The organism is Streptomyces sp. NPDC008121 (assembly GCF_042957155.1).
In the GTDB taxonomy this organism is placed as follows: domain Bacteria; phylum Actinomycetota; class Actinomycetes; order Streptomycetales; family Streptomycetaceae; genus Streptomyces.
In genome coordinates, this window is record NZ_JBIBHT010000002.1 from 861,772 (window position 1) to 880,841 (window position 19,070).

Sequence of the window (19,070 nt, forward strand, 5' to 3'; positions counted from 1 at the left end):
CCCCTCCCGCAAGGAAGGCCCCCATGACCCACCGGCGCTGGTTCACCCCGTGGCTGCTCGCCGGGCCCGCCGTGGTCTGGCTCGCCGTCTTCAACCTGTGGCCCGCCGTCAACACGGTGATCCTGTCGTTCACCAACGCCAGACCGCTCGGCGGCGGACACTTCACCGGCCTCGCCAACTACGAACGGGCGCTCGACGACGAGCAGTTGACCGACGCGCTGGTCAACAGCATCGTCTATCTGCTCGTGTGCCTGCCGCTGCTGACCCTGCTCCCCCTGCTGCTGGCCCTCCTCGTCGAGAAGAGGCTGCCCGGCATCACCTTCTTCCGTACCGCCTTCTACACCCCGGTCGTCGCCTCCGCCGTCGTGGTGGCGCTGATCTGGGGGTGGGTGCTGGACGAGCGCGGCCTGCTCAACGGCCTCCTCGGCCAGCTGGGCCTGGCGGACCGGCCGGTCTCCTTCCTCACCGACCGCTGGCTGCTGCTGTTCAGCGCGATCGGCCTCACCGTCTGGAAGGGCCTCGGCTATTACATGGTCATCTACCTCTCCGCGCTCGGGAACGTCGGCCGCGAGCTGCACGAGGCGGCCGCCGTGGACGGCGCCTCGGCCGCCCGGCGGTTCTGGCACGTCACCCTGCCCGGGGTACGCCCCGCGATGATGCTGGTCTCCGTGCTCATCTCGGTCTCCGCGCTGCGGGTCTTCTCCGAGCTGTACGTCCTGTCCGACGGCACCGGCGGGCCGGGCGGCCGCGACATGTCGGTGGTGATGCTCATCCAGATGTACAGCCGCGGCTTCACCGGCCACATCGGCTACGCCTCCGCCCTCAGCCTGATCCTCTTCGTGATCACCGTCGGCCCGATGCTGCTCCTCGCCCGGCTGAACCGGAAGGGGGCCTGACGATGGCATCCGCGCGAAGCAGCCCGCGGGCAGGCCGAACGACGGCACGGGGCTTCGCCACCCCCTCGCCCGCCGAGAAGGCGGTGCGCTACGCCCTGCTCGTGCTCGTCCTGCTGCTCACCGTCGGCCCGTTCCTGTGGCAGCTGTCCACCTCCCTCAAGGGCCCGGGCGAGGACGTGTTCTCGCGTACGCCCGACTTCCTGCCCCGCGATCCGACCCTCGCCAACTACGGCAAGGTCGCCGACACCATTCCGGTGTGGACGTACGCGGCCAACTCCCTCGTGGTGGCGGCCGTCGCGGTCGTCGGCAACGTGGTCGGGGCCACCCTCGCCGGGTTCGCCCTGGCCCGCCTGCGGTTCCGGGGCGTCCGGCTGGTGCTCGGTCTCTTCCTCGCCACGCTCGTGCTGCCCGGAGAGGTCACGATCGTCTCGCAGTACGTGACCGTCCGCAGCCTCGGTCTGACCGACACCCTGCTCGGGGTCGCCCTGCCCGGCGCGATCGCCATGCTGAACGTGCTGCTGATGTACACCGCGTTCCGGGCGATCCCGCCCGACCTCGACGCGGCCGCGCTCGTCGACGGCGCGAACGTCCGGCAGCGGCTGGTCCACGTGGGGCTGCCGAACGTCCGGGGCATGCTCAGCGTGGTCGTGATCTTCACCTTCATCGGGGCCTGGGACGACTTCCTCTGGCCCCTCATCGTTCTCAACGACCCCTCCCGCTACACCCTGACGGTGGGGTTGCAGTACCTCAACGGCACGTTCTCCGCCAACCCCCGCTTGATCGCCGCCGGCACCATGATCGCCTTCCTGCCGATCGTCGCCGTGTTCGCCGTGCTCCAGCGGTTCTTCTTCCGAGGCGTCGAGGAAGGCGCGGTCAAGGGATGAACCCCCCACACGAAGCTCCGGGCCCCCGCTTCGGGGTCAACTACACGCCCACGCAGGGCTGGTTCCACCACTGGCTCGACTTCGATCTCGACGCCGTGCGCGCCGACCTGGACTCGGTCGCCGGCCTCGGCATGGACCACGTCCGGGTCTTCCCGCTGTGGCCCGTCTTCCAGCCGAACCGGACCCTGATCCGCCCGCGCGCGGTCGAGCAGCTGGTCCTGCTCGTCGACGCGGCGGCCGAACGCGGCCTGGACGTCGCCGTCGACGGACTCCAGGGCCATCTCTCCAGCTTCGACTTCCTGCCGTCCTGGACCGTCACCTGGCACCGGCGGAACATCTTCACCGACCCCGAGGTGCTCGACGGCCAGGCCGCCTATCTGCGCACCCTCGCCACGGCGCTCGCCGACCGGCCCGGCTTCCTCGGCATGACGCTGGGCAACGAGATCGACCAGTTCTCCGGCGACCCGCACCCCGACCCCGACCGGATCTCCCCCGCCCAGGCGGAGAGCTGGCTGCGCCTGATGCTGGCGGCGTGCGAGGAGGGCGCCCCGGGGCGGGCCCATCTGCACGCCGCCTACGACGCGGCCTGGTACCTCGACGACCACCCCTTCACCCCCGCGCACGCGGCGCGGATCGGCGCGGCGACCGCCGTGCACTCGTGGGTCTTCAACGGCACCGCGCAGCGCTACGGCTCCGACTCGTTCGCCACCGGGCAGCACGCCGCCTATCTGATCGAGCTGTCCAAGGCCTGGGCCGAGGACCCGGACCGGCCGGTGTGGCTGCAGGAGGTCGGCGCGCCCGCCCCGCACGTCCCCGCCGACCGGGCCGCGGAGTTCACCCGGACGACGGTGGCGGCCGCGCTCGACTGTCCGGGGCTGTGGGGGGTCACCTGGTGGTGCTCCCACGATGTCGACCGGGCGCTCGCCGACTTCCCCGAGCTGGAGTACGGCCTCGGCCTGCTGACCACCGCGCGCGAGGTGAAGCCGGCCGGGCGGGCCCTCGCCCGGATGGTCGCCGAGCTGCGCGGGCGGGCCCGCCGGCCGGCGCCCCGGACCACCGCGCTCGTCCTCGACCTGCCCGACGCGGCGCCAAAGCGCTCGGTCTGCGCACCGGGCGGGCGGTTCTTCGAGGCGTTCATGCGGCTGGCGGCCGACGGCGCCAGGCCGACGGTCGTGCTGGCCTCGCGCGCCTCGGACCGGGAGCATCTCACCGGACGCGGGATCACCGAGACGGTCACGGCCGACGACCTCGGCCGGGCCGGACCCACCTTCACGTGAGGGAGCGAACTGCATGCACGACGACCGCAGCCTGATCGAGTCCCGTCTCAAGCGGGTCCTCGACGAACGGATCCGTCCGGCGGTGTACCCGGAATCCGTGCCGTTGGAGGTGGGGATCTGGACGGCGCCGGACGAGCCGGTGCCGGTGGCCGAGGGCCTCGCCGCCCCCCGTACGCCGATCTCCGTCGGCGACGCCTGGGGAGCGCCCTGGGGGACGAGCTGGCTGACGGTGTCGGGGACGGTGCCGGCGGCGTGGGCGGGGCGGACCGTCGAGGCCCTGATCGACCTGGGCTTCGACGCGAACATGCCCGGCTTCCAGTGCGAGGGGCTGGTCTACCGCCCCGACGGCTCACCGGTGAAGGGGCTCAACCCGCGCAACCAGTGGGTACGGATCGCGGCTCCGGCCGCCGGCGGCGAGGAGGTGCTGCTGCACGTCGAGGCCGCCTCCAATCCGGTGATCCTCGACTACCACCCCTTCCTGCCGACCCCGCTGGGCGAGAAGGAGACCGCCGGGGACGCCCCGCAGTACCGCCTGGCACGGATGGATCTGGCGGTCCTCGACGAGACGGTGTGGCAGCTGGTGATCGACCTGGAGGTCCTCGGCGAGCTGATGGCGGAGCTGCCGCCGGAGGGCGCGCGCCGCTGGGACGTGCTGCGGGCCGTGGAGCGGGCCCTGGACGCGATCGACCTCCAGGACGTCAACGGCACGGCCCCCGCCGCCCGTTCCCGCCTCACGGAGGTGCTGGCGTCGCCCGCCGAGCCGTCGGCCCACCGGATCAGCGCGGTCGGGCACGCGCACATCGACTCGGCCTGGCTGTGGCCGCTGCGCGAGACGGTACGGAAGGTGGCGCGGACCACCGCGAACATGACCGCCCTCCTGGAGGACGAGCCGGACTTCGTCTACACGATGTCGCAGGCGCAGCAGTACGCGTGGATCAAGGAGCACCGGCCCGAGGTGTACGCGCGGGTGAAGAAGGCGGTCGCGGAGGGCCGGTTCGTCCCGGCGGGCGGTATGTGGGTGGAGTCGGACACCAACATGCCGGGGTCCGAGGCGATGGCCCGGCAGTTCGTGCACGGGAAGCGGTTCTTCCTGGAGGAGTTCGGGGTCGAGAACGAGGAGGCGTGGCTGCCCGACACGTTCGGCTTCGCGGGCGGACTGCCGCAGATCATCAAGGCGGCGGGCTCGAAGTGGCTGCTGACCCAGAAGATCTCGTGGAGTCAGGTGAACTCCTTTCCGCATCACACCTTCCGGTGGGAGGGCATCGACGGGACGCGGATCTTCACCCACTTCCCGCCGGTGGACACGTACAACTGCTCGATGCACGGCAAGGAGATCGCCCACGCCGCCCGCAACTTCAAGGACAAGGGGCGGGCGCGGCACTCGATCGCGCCGACCGGCTGGGGGGACGGTGGCGGCGGGACCACGCGGGAGATGGTGGCGAAGGCCGCGCGGCTGCGGGATCTGGAGGGCTCGGCGCGGGTGCGCTGGGAGCGGCCGGCGGAGTTCTTCGCCCGGGCGGAGGCGGAGTACCCGCACCCGCCGGTCTGGGTCGGCGAGTTGTACCTGGAGCTGCACCGGGCGACGCTGACCAGTCAGGCGAAGACCAAGCAGGGCAACCGGGCGAGCGAGAACCTGCTGCGCGAGGCGGAGCTGTGGGCCGCCACCGCCGCCGTCCGGACCGGGTTCCGCTATCCGTACGAGGAGTTGGACCGGATCTGGAAGACGGTGCTGCTGCACCAGTTTCACGACATCCTGCCGGGCTCCTCGATCGCCTGGGTGCACCGGGAGGCTGAGCGGACGTACGCGGAGGTGGCCGAGGAGCTGACCGGCATCGTGGAGCGGGCCCAGCGGGCGCTCGTCGAGGACGGCGGCCGGGCGGGCGGCCGGGGGCGGGGCGAGGTGGTGTTCAACGGGGCGCCGCACGCGCGCTCGGGCGTCCCGGCGGGCGGTGCCCGTACGGTCGCGGCGGAGGCCGGCGGCTGTACCGCGGAGCCGGCCGACGAAGGCGGGTATGTCCTGTCCAACGGGCTGCTGCGGGTGGTCGTGGACGCCCGCGGCCTGGTGGAGTCGCTGGTCGATCTGGCGGGCGGGCGCGAGGCGATCGCCCCGGGCACGGCGGCGAACCTGCTGCAGATCCACCCGGACTTCCCGAACATGTGGGACGCCTGGGACGTCGACACGTTCTACCGCAACACGGTCACCGATCTGACGGGGGCGGACGAGGTGACGCTCGCCGCCGACGCCCCCGGGGCGGTGTCGGTCCGCGTCGTACGGTCCTTCGGCGCCTCGCGGGCGGTGCAGACCCTCACCCTGACCGCCGGGGTGAAACGTCTCGACCTGGAGACCGAGGTCGACTGGCACGAGACGGAGAAGTTCCTCAAGGCCGCCTTCCCGCTCGACGTGCACACCGACCGCTACGCCTCCGAGACGCAGTTCGGCCATCTGTACCGGCCCACCCACACCAACACCAGTTGGGAGGCGGCCAAGTTCGAGGCCTGCAACCACCGCTTCGTGCATCTGGAGGAGCCGGGCTGGGGCGTCGCGCTCGTCACGGCCTCCACCTACGGTCACGACGTGACCAGGACCGTGCGGCCCGAGGACCGCGGCACCACGACGACGGTCCGGGTCTCGCTGCTGCGCGCGCCGCGCTTCCCCGATCCGCACACCGACCAGGGGGTGCACCGGTTCCGGCACGCCCTGGTCCCCGGAGCGGGGATCGGGGACGCCGTCCGGGAGGGCCACCGCGTCAATCTGCCCGAGCGGCGGGTGCCGGGCGACGCCGAGGTCGTTCCGCTCGTCGCCGTGGACGACGACGCCGTGGTGGTCAGCGCCGTGAAGCTGGCGGACGACCGCACGGGTGATCTGGTGGTCCGGGTCTACGAGTCCCGGGGCGGGCGCGCCTCGGCCCGGCTGACCACCGCCGCCCCGGGCTTCGGCGGGATGGAGGTCTGCGACCTGCTGGAACGTCCGCTGGCCGACACCTCGGACGCCGACGTGCGGACGGCGACGGACGGCGCCGTGGAGCTGCGGCTGCGCCCGTTCCAGCTCGTCACGCTGCGTTTCGCCCGCTCGCGGGCCGAGCGGTGACGCCCCGGGAGTGCAGGGAGTCGATCCGGAAGTCGTGAGCGTGGCGCCGGTCCGCCCCTGCCAAGTGCGGGTGGTCCGGCGCCAGTTCGGGATGGACGTGTTCCAGGGCGTCCGGGCCCGTGCGCGGCCACAGGCGGACGGCGGTGAGGGCGGCGAGGAGGGCGACCCCGGTCAGGACGGCCGCCGAGGCGGTCAGGCCCGCGCGGGCGGCCGTCCAGCCGGCGAGCGGATAGGCGAGCAGCCAGCAGCCGTGCGAGAGGGAGAACCGGGCGGCGAACACGGCGGGCAGGTCCGCGGCGCGCGCCGAGCGGCGCACGATCCGCCCGGCGGGCGTGAGGACGGCGGAGCCGGCGGCCCCCAGGAGCAGCCAGGCGGCCAGCAGGGCGGGCCAGGCCCAGTCGGCCGTGGCGGGCCCCGGGCGCGCGGCTGACGGGCCGGACGGCGGCCCCAGCGCCGGGGCGAGGGCCAGGAGCGCCAGGACGGCCGTCAGGGCGAAGGCGGCCGGCAGCATCACCGCCCGCTCGCGGATCCGGTCCAGTACGCGGGGCAGGAGGAGCGCCACCAGCATGGAGCCCGCGCCGTACGCGCCGAGGGCGAGGGAGACGTCGCCCGCGGAGCGGCCGAGGGTGTCGCGTACCAGGACGACGGTGTTGACGAGGACCATCGCCCCGCCGGCGGCGACGGCCAGATCGAGCGCGAGGAGGGCGCGCAGCCGGGGCGTGGCGAGGACGAGCCGGGTGCCGAAGGAGGCTTTCGCCCACAGACCGCCGACGCGCTCGACGGGGCGGGGCCGTGGGAGGACGACGGAGAGCACGAGCGCGGCCGATGCGAGGAAGCCGAGGGCCGTCCCGGCGAAGAGCCGCTCGGAGGAGAGGAAGGTCAGCAGGCCCGCGGCGAGGGCGGGGCTGCACAGGTTCTCCAGGTCGTAGGCGAGCCGGGAGAGCGAGAGGGCGCGGGTGTAGTCGCGCTCGTCGGGCAGGACGTCCGGGATCGTGGCCTGGAAGGTGGGGGTGAACGCGGCGGACGCGGCCTGGAGCAGCAGGATCAGGGCGTAGATCTGCCACACCTGGGTGACGAACGGCAGTGCGAGGGCGGCGGCCGCGCGGATCAGGTCCGACGCGACCAGCAGCGCCCGCCGGGGTACGCGGTCGGCGAGGGTGCCGATCACGGGTGCGATGCCGATGTAGGCGGTCATCTTGAGGGCGAGGGCGGTGCCGAGGACGGCGGAGGCGTCGGTTCCCGCGAGGTCGTAGGCGAGGAGGCTGAGCGCGACGGTCGCCAGGCCGGTGCCGGCCAGGGCGACGACCTGGGCGGCGAGGAGGTGCCGGTAGGTGCGGTGGCGCAGGACGGCGAGCACGGGCCCCCCTCGCTGAGCGACGGAAGGACACCACCGTAACGGACATGTGCACGCGTGCGCACGTGTTGAATCCTGGGTGGGTGCACGCGGGGGCCGGGGGCCGTTCCGGGAGGGCGTCAGTCGTGCCAGGGTTCGCCGGTCACCTGGTGGTCCGCATGGCTGATCGCCTCGACCACGAGGCGACGCATGTGCCCGTCCGGCAGGGTGTAGACCACCCGCCGCCCGTCCTTGCGGTGCTGGACCAGGCCGCCGAGCCGCAGCTTGGCGAGATGCTGACTGACGGCCGGCCGCGCGGCGCCGCACGCCCGGGCGAGGGCGGTCACATCGGCCTCCCCGCGCGTCAGCAGCCACATCAGGTGCAGCCGGGTGGGATCCGCGAGCAGCGCGAACACCCCGGCCGCGGCGGTGAGCTCGGGGGCACCGGGGGTGCGCTGGTGGGCGCCGGGCGCCAGGAGGCCCGCGGGGGCCCCGCCCGGCACCGGAGGGGCCCCGGGGGCGGCGCCGGGCACGCCCGCCCCGCTCGCCGTCGGGTGTCCCTCGCGTTCTGGCATGCGCCCATCGTAGGCACCGCCGCCGAAAGCCCCCGCAGCACGCAGAAGCCCCGCCCCCGGCGCGGTACACCGGGGGCGGGGCTTCTCAGGGCATCAGAGTTTGTGCATGCCCTTGTACGGGCTCAGGATGCGGAGTCGGCTGGCTCCGAAGTCGACGAGAAGAGCGCCCGTCGCTTCCTGGCCGATAACCGTCCCGAGACCGTGACGGTCGTGGGACACGCGGTCGCCGACGGAGAAATCCTTGATCACAGGGTCGGAAGGGGCCGCAAAGGGGCTGGTGGGCAGGTGGCGCCGGGGCGCGGATCGGTTCGTCATCGTGAGCCCAGTATGCGCCGCCGGACACACCCAGGAACAGTCTCGAACGCTCGTCCGGTGTGAAGGGTCCTGCACGGCACCCCCCGACAGCCGCCCGGACGACCCCTCCCGTTCACCTTCGCTCCACCTTCCGCTCCCGGATGTCGGTGATCATCGTCGCACCGGGCCGCCGGGCGTGCGCCGCGGCCGTACATCCGCGCAGGCCCAGGGAGGATCACGGTGCAGCTCCGAGGAACGGGACGGACGAACCGCCGGGCGGCGGCCGCCGCGATGGCGGCGACGCTGCTGCTCGCGGCCTGCGGCGCGGGCGGCTCCGCCGACGCGCGCGGGGCGTCCGCCGCCGCCCCCGTACCGGACGTCGAGTGCGCCGCCTCCGGCAAGGTCCGCGGGTCCGGCTCCTCGGCCCAGCAGAACGCGATGAAGCGCTGGATCCAGCAGTACCGCCTCGCCTGTCCGGGGGTGGAGGTGGCCTACAACCCGCTGGGGTCGGGCGCGGGGGTCGCCCAGTTCCTGCGCGGGGCCACCGCGTTCGGCGGCACGGACCAGGCGCTGAGCGCCGAGGACGCGGAGTACAGCGAGGGGGTCTGCGCGGGCGGCCGGGCCATCGACCTGCCCATGGCCGGCGGTCCCATCGCCATCGGCTACCACCTGCCGGGGGTGTCGGACCTGGTGCTCGACGCCCGGACCCTCGCCCGCCTCTTCGACGCCCGGATCACCCGTTGGAACGATCCGGCGATCCAGCGGCTCAACCCCGGCAGGACGCTGCCGGACCTGCCGGTGATCCCGGTCCACCGCGCCGACGACTCCGGCACCACGCAGAACCTGAACGCCTATCTGAAGAGCGCGGCCCGGGGAGCCTGGCCGTACCCCGCGGACAAGAAGTGGCAGGCGGAGGGCGGCCAGTCGGGCAACGGTTCCGACGGCGTCTCCACGACGGTCGCCCAGACCGAGGGCGCGATCGGCTACTTCGAGCTGTCCTTCGCCGCCAAGCGGAAGATCGACACGGTACGGATCGCGACCGGGGCCTCCCGGCCCGTCGCGCCGAGCACCACGAGCGCCTCGCGGGGCATCGCCGAGGCGAAGATCGCCGGCGAGGGCAAGGACCTGGCCCTGACCTTGGAGTACCGGACCTCGGCGGAGGGGGCGTACCCCATCGTCCTGGTGACGTACGAGATCGTCTGCGACACCGGCAACGCGCCGGAGACCCTCCCGGCGCTGAAGTCCTTCCTCGCGTACACCGCCGGGGAGGAGGGGCAGAAGCAGCTGCCGTCGATCCACTACGCCCCGCTGCCCGCCTCCGTGGCGACCCAGGTGCGGGAGGTCGTCGGCACGCTGTCCTGAGGCGAGCGGGGAAGCACCGCGGGGGCCGCGGCCCGCCGTCCGGAGCCTCCGCTCACCGCCCTCGCGGGCCCGCCTCGGGCCCCGGGCCGCGATCTTCCTCTTTCGGCCCATGGCCGCGCCCCGCGTGATCGGCGATCCTGAGGGCCGCGCGAGAGGAACTCCCCGTTCCTCTTGGGTCGGTCCGGCACGGGGGGCCGGACCGGCACGATCGCGCGCGAACCACGCGGCGGGCCGGAAAGCGGCGCAGCCGGGGGGGTGGCCGGGGCAGCCGGGCGACCGTAATGCGGAGTGGCCGGAGTGGCCGGGGTGGCCGGGGTCAGCCCGCCCAGGCGCGGGCCAGGGCGACACGGTTCGGGGCGCCGGACTTGCGTCGCGCCGCGGCCAGGTGCTTCTTTGCCGTCCCGACGTCCACGACCATCCGGCCGGCGATCTGCTCGTCCGTCAGCCCCTCGCTCAGCAGCGCGACCGCCTCCGTCTCGCGCGGGGTGAGCAGCCCCGCCCACGGCGGCCTGGCATCGAGCAGCCCCGCGGCGACCCGGAGGAGCGCGGGCCCGAGCGACCCGAGCAGGGTGGTCTCCCGGGCGCCGAAGGCGTGTTCGTCCTCGTCGAAGAGGGCGACCCCGAAGACGATGCCCCGGTCGGGGCACGCCCACGATTTCGCCATGACCGCGCCGATCCCGGCCGGCCGCAGGAAGTCGTCGACGTACGACCGCCGTTCACCCGCCAGCAGCGGCGCCACGTCGAGCAGGGTCAGGGGCCGGTCGGCCGCCCGGCCGTACGGCCCCGAGGCGGCGAGGGCGATGGGATCGAGCCGGTGGAAGTGTTCCCGGTACGGATCCATGGTCGGCACCGCGAGCCCCGACGCCTGCGCCGTCGCGTCCCGGAAAAGCCGGGGCCGCGTGTCCCCGCTGAGGACGGCGGCGCTGCGGAACTCCAGCCGCCCGGCGAGCGACTCCGTGAGCCGGGCGCCGAGTTCGGGCAGCGTACGGGCGGAGTGACAGTCGGCGACGACGGCGAGCAGCCGGTCGACATCCGCCACGGGGAGTAAGTCCACGCTGCCCTCCGGGCCCAGCCGGTGATGGTCGGTCATGGTCGCTCACGGCCAGCCTACGAGCCCGGGGCTGCACGCGCCCCCCGGGACGCGGCGACAGCCCGCCCCGGGCGGCTCCCGGCGCATCCGCCGAATCCTCCGGGTGCGAGCGACCCGCTTCTCGCCACACCTTGCGGGTCACCGTGGCTCGCGGCGCCGGGACTTGGACTCTCGGACGACTTCCTTGGACTCCCGGAGGCTTTCCCTGGCCGTCGGGGCCGTCCGCTTGCGAAGGTGGCCGCATGATCGACTCCCCCGCGCCCTTTCCCGGTGCCACCTGGGCCGTGGCGCCCGCCTCCTGGTCGGTGAGCGACGGCACCCTGACCGTCACGGCCGCGGCCCGTACCGATGTCTTCGCCGATCCGCTGACCGGCGCGTCGACCCGCGACGCCGCCCGCGCCCTCGCCGTCCCGCCGGACGGCGACTGGCAGTTCTCGGCCCGGGTACGGGTCGGGTTCCGGGCGAGCTGGGACGCCGGCGCGCTGATCGTCTGGTCCGACGACGACCACTGGGCGAAGCTCAACTTCGAGCAGGCGCCGGACGGCACACCGGCCGTGTTCTCGGTCGTCACCCGCGGCCGCTCGGACGACGCCGTCGGCGTCCCCGTCGACGGCGCCGCGCTCTGGCTGCGGATCAGCCGCCTCGACGGCGGCTTCGCCTTCCACACCTCGGCCGACGGCACCACCTGGCGCCTGGTGCGGCAGTTCGCCCTGGACGCCCCGTCCGCTCCCCGGGTCGGCATCGAGGTCCAGTCGCCCGTGGGCGAGGGATGCCAGGTCGTCTTCGACTCCGTCCGCCTGACCCCGACCCGCCTGGGCCACCTCTCCGACGGCAGGTAAGGGCCTCCCCGGCCCCGTCACGGAGGGCGCCCGGCTGGTGTGCCGTGGCTTCGGCCACGACGAGGATGCCGGCGGGTCGCCCCCCGGCCCGCAACCTCTACCGCCGCTTCCGGACCCGCTAGGGGGTGCCCGGAACGTCCCGCCCGGCCCCGTCCTCCTCGCTCGGCGCGTCGTGCGAGGAGGACGGGGGGCCGGTCCGGGAGAGGACGATGAGAGCGACGTCGTCCGCGAGGCGGTGTGTCCATCGCGTGAGATCGTCCATCACGTACGACACCAGGACGCCGGGGTCCCCGCCCGGAAGGTCGCGCAGACGCTCGGTGATCGGGTAGAAGGCGCCGGAGGCGTCGCGGGCCTCGCTGAGGCCGTCGGTGTACAGGAGCAGGACCGTGTCACGGGCCAGCTCCACCGGCGTGGGAGCGGGCAGGGCGTCCGGTACGAGCAGCCCGCACCCCAGCGGCAGCAGGGCCGGTACCTCCACTTCCCGGACCCGGGGGCCAGGGCCGATCGCCACGGGAAACGGATGACCGCAGTTGACGACGGTCAGATGGTCGGCGCCGTCGGGCAGTTCGAGCAGGAGCGCGGTGGCGAACAGTTCGCCGTCCCGGCGGACCAGAGCGGCACGGGTGAGGTGGCGGTCGAGCCGGGCGACGAGTTCGGTGAGGTCGGCGGTCTCATGGGCCTGGGTGCGGAAGCAGCCCAGGATGTCGGCGACGGTCTCCACCGCCTGCAGCCCCTTGCCTCGTACGTCGCCGATCAGGACACGCGTCCCGAAGGGGGTGTGCGCGACATCGTAGAAGTCGCCGCCGATGCCGACGTCGGCGGTCGCGGGCCGGTACAGACCGGACACCGTGAGATCTCCGGCGCGGGCCGGCAGGGGCCGCAGGACCGCCTGTTGCAGAGCGGTCGCCCCGGCCCGGACGCGGGCCAGCCGTTCGGTCTGCCGGCCCCGCGCCCATACGGCCAGACCGACGATGACCCCCGTGACGAGAAAGGCCGTCATCGACAGCGGACGTCGGGCGTAGCGGTTGTCACTGACGGCGGTGACCAGCAGATATTGCGCCAGCGCGGCGCCCGCGACGGCGATGGCCGTCGCGGAGCGGCCGAGCACGACGGCGGCCAGCGCGAAGATGGTCACCGTGACCCACAGCAGGCCGTGCAGGGTGACCTCGCGCGTGGCCTGCGGGATCTCCGACCCGTAAGGGATGCCGCTGACCGCCGCGCCGCCCAGGACCACTGCCGCCGGGTAAGCCGTCGCCACCACCCCGCGCCCACGTGCGGGCAGGGCGACCAGAAGGCGGGTGGCCCAGGGCACCTGCGCCAGGATGACCCCGAACGCGATGCCGGCGGCGAGCAGAGCCGCGAGGACGATCGCCAGGGAACCGCTGTCGTACGGCACGACCGGCAGCAACGCCGTGCTCACCGCCGCCAGGGTCAGACCGAGAGCGGACGCCGTCCGCGCGGCCACCGCACGGCGCATGGCGTAGAGGCCGGCGGCGACAAACCCCGCGCCGAAGCCCATCCACGCCAGCATGCTCTCCTCCGGCGTACTGCCGCGTTCGGTGAGCAGCACCAGCAGCACGGTCGCGGACGCCGACTGACCGAACCCCCACACGCCCCCGGCCAGGACGGCCGCGCCCACGACCGAGGCCGGATTCCACACCCCCCGCCGGTCCGCCTCGCGCCGACGGGTCCGGGCTCGCCGGGAGGGGAGCGTGGGCAGGCAGGACACGGTCAGCACGGCCAGCGCCACCACGAGCAGCCCGACCACCGTGGCGTCGAGCCAGTCACGCAGCGGGATCGCCTGCAGGGTTCCGCCCAGCAGGACGGTCACCGCGCACCCGGCTCCGAAGGCCGGCGGGACCAGCGGAGGTCCTGTCTCCGCCGGCGTCGCGGGCAGCACACGGACGGCGGTCAGGAACAGAACCACCGAGACCGCCAGGGGGACCGCCTCCACCGCCCGCCAGCCGCCGGCCCGCTCGGCGACCAGCGCGAGGAACACCCCGGCCATCAGGGCCACGGCGAGAACGGCGAAGGCCGCCCCCACGGCGTGGTGGAGACGTCCCGTCAGGTGCAGCACGGGGACCGAGGCCACGTACCCGGCCACCGCTCCCATGATCGAGGCGCTCTCCAGGGCCAGGCCGACACCGTACGACCACGTGTTCGGCGCCGACACCACGACGGCTCCGCCCGCACATGAGCCGAGCAACGACACCAGAACCACGCGGCGTGTTCCGTGGATGTCGACGGCCCGGCCCGCCAGGAACAGCCCGGTCAGCGAGGCACACACCACCAGCACCTGGGCCATGGCCCGCGTGGCCGCCCCCATGCCGAGGTCGGCGCCCACCCCCGCGAGGGTGAAGTTGTGCAGCGTCGGCCCCAGAACTCCCAGAGAGAAGCCCACCACGAGCATCAGGCGAACCGAGCGCGCGTGCCCACGTCCGTCGGTCGCGGGGACGTTGATCCGTGTGCCGGTCACTGCCTCCACCTCACCGCTCGTTCCGTACCGAAGATCCTTTCTCACCGGGCCCGAAAAAGGACCGTGACGCACCGGTGTGCCACGGCAACGGCCGGGCCGTCCGAACGGGCCCCACACCGGAAGCGGCACGCACCGTGCGTCGGCGGGGACGGCGCCGCTCCCCCGCCGACGGCTCCCCGGCACCCGCCGCCCGGGCGCGGGCAGGCGTGTGGGCAGCCGCCGGCGCCGTGGGCGCGGCGGCCGAGCGCGGAACGGCGCTGGTCTTCGACACGAACCCCGCCGATCCGAGCGGTTCGCAGCTGCGGCTGTACGGGAACGGCAGGCTCAGGCCCGCTACCGGGGCGGCTCGGGGCTCGGCGTCACGGACGACGGCGTGCGCGACCAGGGGTGGATTCCGGACGGCACCTGGCGGATCAGGATGAAGACCCGCTCGCCGCCGCGGGCGTCCCGGACCGGCGCTCCGCCGGCCCCGGCCCGGGCGGTCGCCCCGCCGCGTCAGCGGGCGCCGAACACCTGCGTCCAGTACGGTCCGCCGGCCGTGTGGATGCCGACGCCGATCTCCTTGAAGGAGCAGTTGAGGATGTTCGCCCGGTGACCGGGGCTGTTCATCCAGGACTCCATCACCTGCGCCGCGTCCCGCTGCCCCATGGCGATGTTCTCGCCGTAGGTCGTCCAGCGGTATCCGGTGGCGGTGACGCGCTCGCCCGGACCGTCGCCGTCGGGGTTGGTGTGGTCGAAGTAGTCCCGCGCCGCCATGTCCTCGGAGTGGCGCTGAGCGGCCTGGTCCAGCAGGGCGTTCCCGGTCAGCGGGCCGCACCCCGCCTTCGAGCGCTCGGTGTTGACGATGTCGATCACCTGCTGGGCGGTCGAGTCCGGGCGCGCCCCGGCCGGCGTGCGCGCCCGCGTACGGGTGGGCTCCGGGTCGGGCCTCGACGCGGGCGAGGAGGTGCGGGGGGCGGGCGCCTTGCTGGGCGTGGCCTTCGCGGAGGGGCTGGCGGACGCGGACGGGCTCTTGCTCGGGCTGGGCGTCGCCGACTTCGACGCCGGCAGGGTGGCGGAGGGCGAGGAGGTGGTCGGGTCGAGCGCGGGCGGCAGCGCCGCCCCGGGAGCCGCAGCGCGGGCGGCGTCGACGGTGTCGCCCTCCCCCTCGGGCCCGGTGACCAGGTAGAAGGAACCGCCGGTGACCGCCACCACCGCGATTCCGGCCGCGACGACGGCTCGGCGGCGGGCGCGCTTCTGCTGGCGGCGGCGGGCGCCCCGGGAGCCCGCCTCGGCGGAGCCGCCGTTGCCCCCGGCGCGGTGGCGCGCCGAGCGGGAGGGGCCGGACACGCCCGGCGCGGCGGACCCGGCCGCTGTGGCGGAGGGCAGGGAGGTGGTGGCGGCGAGGCCGAAGCCGGCGCTCTCGCGGACGTTCTCGAGGAGCAGCGCCGCCGGGGGGACCAGCAGGAGTCCGGCGAGCAGCCCTTCGGCCGGGACCAGGCCGCTCCACAGGCCCGCGCAGTGCGCGCAGCCGCGGGCGTGCCGGGCTATTCGCTTGCGCCACAGCGCCGAGGGGTGGCCGTCCCAGCCGCCGGTCTCGTAGGCGAGGGTCTGGCACAGCGGGTGCGCCGACAGGGCCCGGACGACGACCCGGGCGGCGTCCAGCTGCGCCTTCATCCGCTGCACCCGGACCGCGGTGTGCTCCGTCGAGAGTTCGAGGGCGGCCGCCACCTCGTGCCTGGTCAGCTCCCCGGCGCACTCCAGCCACCACAGGGAGAGCAGGGCCCGGTCGTCCGGCTCCAGCCAGCGGGTCGCCTCGGCGGTCTCGCGCCGCTGACCGGAGAGGTTCAGCCGGACCAGGGTCAGGTCGACGAAGTCGGCGCCCGGCTGGGCGACGTCATGGGCGTCGTCGAGGACGCCGGGACGCAGCCCTGTCTGCTGCGCGTGCCAGTGCGCGCGGACGCGGTTCACGGCGATGGCGACCAGCCAGGACCGGAAGCTGTCCGGGGAGCGAAGACCGCCGAGCCCGTCGAGCGCGCGCAGCATCGTCTCCTGCACGACGTCGTCGACGTCGTGGTGGCCGTTCATCGCCCGGCCCACGATGTTGTAGACCAGGGGAAGGTAGGCGGCCACGAGCTCGTCCTGCGCCCGCAGGTCCCCGCTCTGCGCCGCCCTGACCAGATCCGTACCGCTCTGTACGCCCATGTCCTGTTTCACGCTGCCTGTCCTGCCTGTTGTCGATGCCCAACACTGGGGAGACCGCAGGGCGTCCAGCCGATAACAGAAACCACCGAAGATTCTTTTCCGGCCTCGCGCGCGACCCACCGTGTCCGGCCCGCCACCGGCCGTACACCGCCCCGGAAGCCCCTCGGCCGTACACCCCGCCCGGAGCCCGCCGCGTGTGCGGAGCGTGTGCGGTTCACCGCCCCGCGTGCCGCCCGGGACCGTCGTCCGTGATCCGGTCCAGGTCCGGCAGCAGCGCCTCCAGCCAGGCGTCCGCGGCATAGTAGCCGGTCGCCGTCGAGGCCGATACGGGGCCGGTCGCCGCGGCCCCTCCGGCGGGGGCGCGCGGCGAGAGCGCCGGCATGGGCGCCGGAGGCTGCGCCCCGGGAGAGTCCTCCCGCGGGTCCAGAGCGGCGGACAGCAGCAGCATTCGTCCCGCCACCTCGTCGGCCAGCCCCATCAGCGCGGCCGCTTCACCGGGCTCCAGCGGCGGTACGACGGCGGGGGCCGGCAGGCCCGTCGGCGGTACGGGCGGTACGAGCACCCGCTCCGCGCCCCACAGGGTGTGGTGCCCGGCGAGGAGCACGGCCTGCCAGTCGACGGGCCCGGGGGCGTCCGGAGCGGGCCCGCCCGCTCCGGGAATGACGGCGATCGCGGGACCGGACGCGGAGGGTCCGGTCCCGGGCGGGCGCGTCCCGGCGGACCCCGCCCCCGACGTGCTCCCCACCGCACCGCGCGGTTCGCTCAGGTACTGCGCGAACGCGGACTCCGCCAGGACGAGCGCGCGGCGCAGGGAGGTGTTCCCCGGGGGTGCGGCCGGGTCCCGCACCCCGCCGGCCGCCACCGTCGCGGCCGTGGTGACCACGCCTTCGGCGGCGGACCGCAGCAGCGCGGCGCACGAGCGCCGTACTTCGGCGTGCGCGCCCCGCGGCCAGGCCAGCAGTCCGAAGACGACGCCGATCGCGCTGCCGATGACGACGTCCAAGAGCCGGACCTCGGCCAGCCGCCAGGTCGCCGGGGCCAGCTGGGCGAAGACCAGGGAGACGGTGAGCGCGAACAGCGCCTGGGCCCAGCCGACGCCCTTCACCGGGCCCACCGTGAAGGTGACCAGCAGCACCGGCATCATCACGGCCGCGTACACGGTGGTGTCGGTGCCGACGAGGGCCAGGAACCCGGCCGTGCACAGGGCCCCGATCAGCGTCCCGGTGAGCGCCTGCCGGATGCCGGCCCGGGTCGCCTCGAGGGTCGTGCGGGTCAGGGTCAGGGTGGCGAGGAGGGCCCAGAAGCCGTGCGGCAGGGTGGCGAGCCCGGCGATGGCCCGGGCGGCCGCCAGCGCGAGGCTGATCCGTACCGCGTTCTGGAAGAAGACGGACCTGCTCCCCGCGTTGCCCACCAGGCGCCGCCACCACAGCTGGGGCGCCCGCATCCGCGCGTACCAGAACCGGCCGACGGGAAGGGCGGTCCCGGCGCGCCGGCCCTCGACCGCCAGGCCGGCCGCCGCCGCCAGGGCGAGCGTCGCGTCGGCCAGCTCCAGCAGGTCGGCCCGGCGGCGGGCGGACGTGGGGACGGCCGGCCGGAGCGGGGCGTCGGCGAGCCGCGCCCGCTGCCGGGCCAGCGCGGCCGCCGCCTCCCCGCCGGGAGCCCCGCGCAGCCGCGCGGCGCTGTCCTCGGCGGACCGCCCCAGCGCGCGCAGCACGTCGAGGCCCAGGTCCGGCGGGTCCGGTCCCGGCGGTACGGCGGGCAGCCGGACCAGCCGGTTCAGCAGCGTGCGGGCCGCGAGGCCGGTATGGCTCAGACCGCGGGAGCGGACCCCGGGACCGGCAGGACGCTCGGCCTCCGGGACGTGTGAGGGCCGCAGCGCGGCGGCCGCCGCCCCAGCCGCCGCCGCGGTCTCCGGCGACAGCGCGTACGGGGGGCGGGCCAGTTCGGCGGCGCACCGTCCGGCCGTGGCGGCGGCGCGCGCGGCGAGTTCCCGGTACGTCACCGTGGGCGGTTCGGGCAGCAGGAACGCCTCGGCGAGGACGAGCACGAGGATCCCGACGGTGGTGCCGATCAGCCGCTCGCCCAGGGTGTCGGGGGCGTACGGCGGGAAGGACGGCAGGATGTAGAGGAGCTGGAGCCCGGGGGCGGCGCCCGCCGGGCGGGGTCCGCCCACGGCGACGAACGCCAGCGCGAAGCCGATGACCAGCATCCCGGCCACGGCGCTCCAGGTCCGTACGGCCAGGAAGGTGCCCGCGGCGACCAGCAGCCAGGTGGCCGGAAGCGACCGCAGCAGCAGGGTGGCCCGCTGCCGTCCGGTTCCGGGGATGCGCGAGAGGCCGGCGAGCGACACCGCGGCGAAGAGGGCGTACGTGGCGGCGACGGGCTCCTGGAAGCCGTACAGGAAGAGGTAGAACCCGGCTCCGGCGGCCAGCGTGACCCGGAGCGAGCGCCGGGCCGCGGGCCGGTAGGCGGGAGGCAGCGGGAAGCGGCCCCTCTTCTCGTCGACGCCCCCGGCGCCCGCGCGGCCGCCGGCACCGTTGGCACCCATCTCCCCAGCATCGGCCACGCCCCGCTCCCCGGCACCCCACGCCCGCCGTCCGGGCGGCGCGGCCCCGGCAGGCGCGGCGGCGCCGGGTCGGGTCGGTCGCGTCGGGGCGCGTCGGGTCGCGTCGGGTCGCGTCGGGTCTCGTCGGGTCGCGCGAACGTGGAATTCCCCGTGGAGGCGCGGTTGCCCGGGCGTAGGCTTCGCTCAGCACGGCACAGCGGGGGGAG

Annotated in this window: 13 protein-coding genes; 6 read left to right on the plus strand and 7 right to left on the minus strand. The window is 74.5% G+C overall.

What is annotated here, in order from left to right:
- The first annotated feature begins 23 nt into the window (after positions 1 to 23).
- Genes ACFZBD_RS09370 through ACFZBD_RS09385 form a run of 4 tightly spaced genes read left to right on the plus strand, consistent with a single transcriptional unit; the run spans position 24 to position 6,145 of the window.
- Entirely contained in the window at positions 24 to 896 is an 873-nt protein-coding gene (locus ACFZBD_RS09370) for an ABC transporter permease subunit (RefSeq protein WP_391138116.1), read from the plus strand.
- Between the two features lie 2 nt (positions 897 to 898).
- Positions 899 to 1,780, plus strand: a complete 882-nt coding sequence (locus ACFZBD_RS09375) for an ABC transporter permease subunit (protein ID WP_391138119.1) — start codon at positions 899 to 901, stop codon at positions 1,778 to 1,780.
- The gene (locus ACFZBD_RS09380; protein WP_391138122.1) at positions 1,777 to 3,057 is read left to right on the plus strand and encodes a glycosyl hydrolase; all 1,281 of its coding nucleotides are present in this window, start codon (positions 1,777 to 1,779) and stop codon (positions 3,055 to 3,057) included. The genes ACFZBD_RS09375 and ACFZBD_RS09380 overlap by 4 nt, the downstream gene beginning before the upstream one ends.
- A 13-nt stretch (positions 3,058 to 3,070) precedes the next feature.
- A complete protein-coding gene (locus ACFZBD_RS09385) occupies positions 3,071 to 6,145 on the plus strand; it encodes a glycoside hydrolase family 38 C-terminal domain-containing protein (RefSeq protein ID WP_391138125.1) in 3,075 nt (1,024 codons plus the stop codon).
- On the opposite strand, the gene ACFZBD_RS09390 is transcribed toward ACFZBD_RS09385, so the two are convergent.
- The 3 genes from ACFZBD_RS09390 to ACFZBD_RS09400 form a co-directional block, all read right to left on the minus strand.
- Complete coding sequence (locus ACFZBD_RS09390) at positions 6,108 to 7,502, minus strand: MFS transporter (RefSeq protein WP_391138128.1); 1,395 nt, start codon at positions 7,500 to 7,502, stop codon at positions 6,108 to 6,110. The two genes, ACFZBD_RS09385 and ACFZBD_RS09390, sit on opposite strands and share 38 nt — an antisense overlap.
- Before the next feature lie 116 nt (positions 7,503 to 7,618).
- Positions 7,619 to 8,053, minus strand: a complete 435-nt coding sequence (locus ACFZBD_RS09395) for a metalloregulator ArsR/SmtB family transcription factor (protein WP_391138131.1) — start codon at positions 8,051 to 8,053, stop codon at positions 7,619 to 7,621.
- Between the two features lie 93 nt (positions 8,054 to 8,146).
- Positions 8,147 to 8,368 (minus strand): hypothetical protein, encoded by a 222-nt coding sequence (locus tag ACFZBD_RS09400; RefSeq protein WP_365714933.1) that lies wholly within the window; start codon positions 8,366 to 8,368, stop codon positions 8,147 to 8,149.
- A gap of 219 nt (positions 8,369 to 8,587) precedes the next feature.
- On the opposite strand from ACFZBD_RS09400, the gene pstS reads away from it, so the two are divergent.
- Positions 8,588 to 9,709 carry a phosphate ABC transporter substrate-binding protein PstS gene (pstS, locus tag ACFZBD_RS09405; protein WP_391138136.1) on the plus strand — a complete coding sequence of 374 codons (1,122 nt, stop codon included), beginning with the start codon at positions 8,588 to 8,590 and terminating at the stop codon, positions 9,707 to 9,709.
- A gap of 316 nt (positions 9,710 to 10,025) precedes the next feature.
- On the opposite strand, the gene ACFZBD_RS09410 is transcribed toward pstS, so the two are convergent.
- Entirely contained in the window at positions 10,026 to 10,799 is a 774-nt protein-coding gene (locus ACFZBD_RS09410; RefSeq protein ID WP_391138139.1) for a LuxR C-terminal-related transcriptional regulator, read from the minus strand.
- Positions 10,800 to 11,041: 242 nt separating this feature from the next.
- On the opposite strand from ACFZBD_RS09410, the gene ACFZBD_RS09415 reads away from it, so the two are divergent.
- Entirely contained in the window at positions 11,042 to 11,638 is a 597-nt protein-coding gene (locus tag ACFZBD_RS09415; protein WP_391138142.1) for a DUF1349 domain-containing protein, read from the plus strand.
- 118 nt (positions 11,639 to 11,756) lie between these two features.
- Here ACFZBD_RS09415 and ACFZBD_RS09420 read toward each other — a convergent pair whose 3' ends face one another.
- The 3 genes from ACFZBD_RS09420 to ACFZBD_RS09430 all read right to left on the minus strand — a co-directional run bounded on the left by ACFZBD_RS09420 (position 11,757) and on the right by ACFZBD_RS09430 (position 18,846).
- On the minus strand, positions 11,757 to 14,114 hold the full coding sequence (locus ACFZBD_RS09420) for a SpoIIE family protein phosphatase (protein WP_391138145.1): 2,358 nt from the start codon (positions 14,112 to 14,114) through the stop codon (positions 11,757 to 11,759).
- Positions 14,115 to 14,609: 495 nt separating this feature from the next.
- On the minus strand, positions 14,610 to 16,298 hold the full coding sequence (locus ACFZBD_RS09425; protein ID WP_391138571.1) for a sigma-70 family RNA polymerase sigma factor: 1,689 nt from the start codon (positions 16,296 to 16,298) through the stop codon (positions 14,610 to 14,612).
- A gap of 214 nt (positions 16,299 to 16,512) precedes the next feature.
- A complete protein-coding gene (locus ACFZBD_RS09430) occupies positions 16,513 to 18,846 on the minus strand; it encodes an FUSC family protein (protein WP_391138148.1) in 2,334 nt (777 codons plus the stop codon).
- Between the last annotated feature and the right edge of the window lie 224 nt (positions 18,847 to 19,070).

Coding starts and splice junctions, on each gene's coding strand:
- ACFZBD_RS09385 (WP_391138125.1), top strand. CDS start 3,071: ATGCACGACGACCGCAGCCTGATCGAGTCCCGTCTCAAGCGGGTCCTC.
- ACFZBD_RS09400 (WP_365714933.1), bottom strand. CDS start 8,368: ATGACGAACCGATCCGCGCCCCGGCGCCACCTGCCCACCAGCCCCTTT.
- ACFZBD_RS09410 (WP_391138139.1), bottom strand. CDS start 10,799: ATGACCGACCATCACCGGCTGGGCCCGGAGGGCAGCGTGGACTTACTC.
- ACFZBD_RS09425 (WP_391138571.1), bottom strand. CDS start 16,298: ATGGGCGTACAGAGCGGTACGGATCTGGTCAGGGCGGCGCAGAGCGGG.
- ACFZBD_RS09430 (WP_391138148.1), bottom strand. CDS start 18,846: ATGGGTGCCAACGGTGCCGGCGGCCGCGCGGGCGCCGGGGGCGTCGAC.
- ACFZBD_RS09370 (WP_391138116.1), top strand. CDS start 24: ATGACCCACCGGCGCTGGTTCACCCCGTGGCTGCTCGCCGGGCCCGCC.
- ACFZBD_RS09415 (WP_391138142.1), top strand. CDS start 11,042: ATGATCGACTCCCCCGCGCCCTTTCCCGGTGCCACCTGGGCCGTGGCG.
- ACFZBD_RS09375 (WP_391138119.1), top strand. CDS start 899: ATGGCATCCGCGCGAAGCAGCCCGCGGGCAGGCCGAACGACGGCACGG.
- ACFZBD_RS09380 (WP_391138122.1), top strand. CDS start 1,777: ATGAACCCCCCACACGAAGCTCCGGGCCCCCGCTTCGGGGTCAACTAC.
- ACFZBD_RS09395 (WP_391138131.1), bottom strand. CDS start 8,053: ATGCCAGAACGCGAGGGACACCCGACGGCGAGCGGGGCGGGCGTGCCC.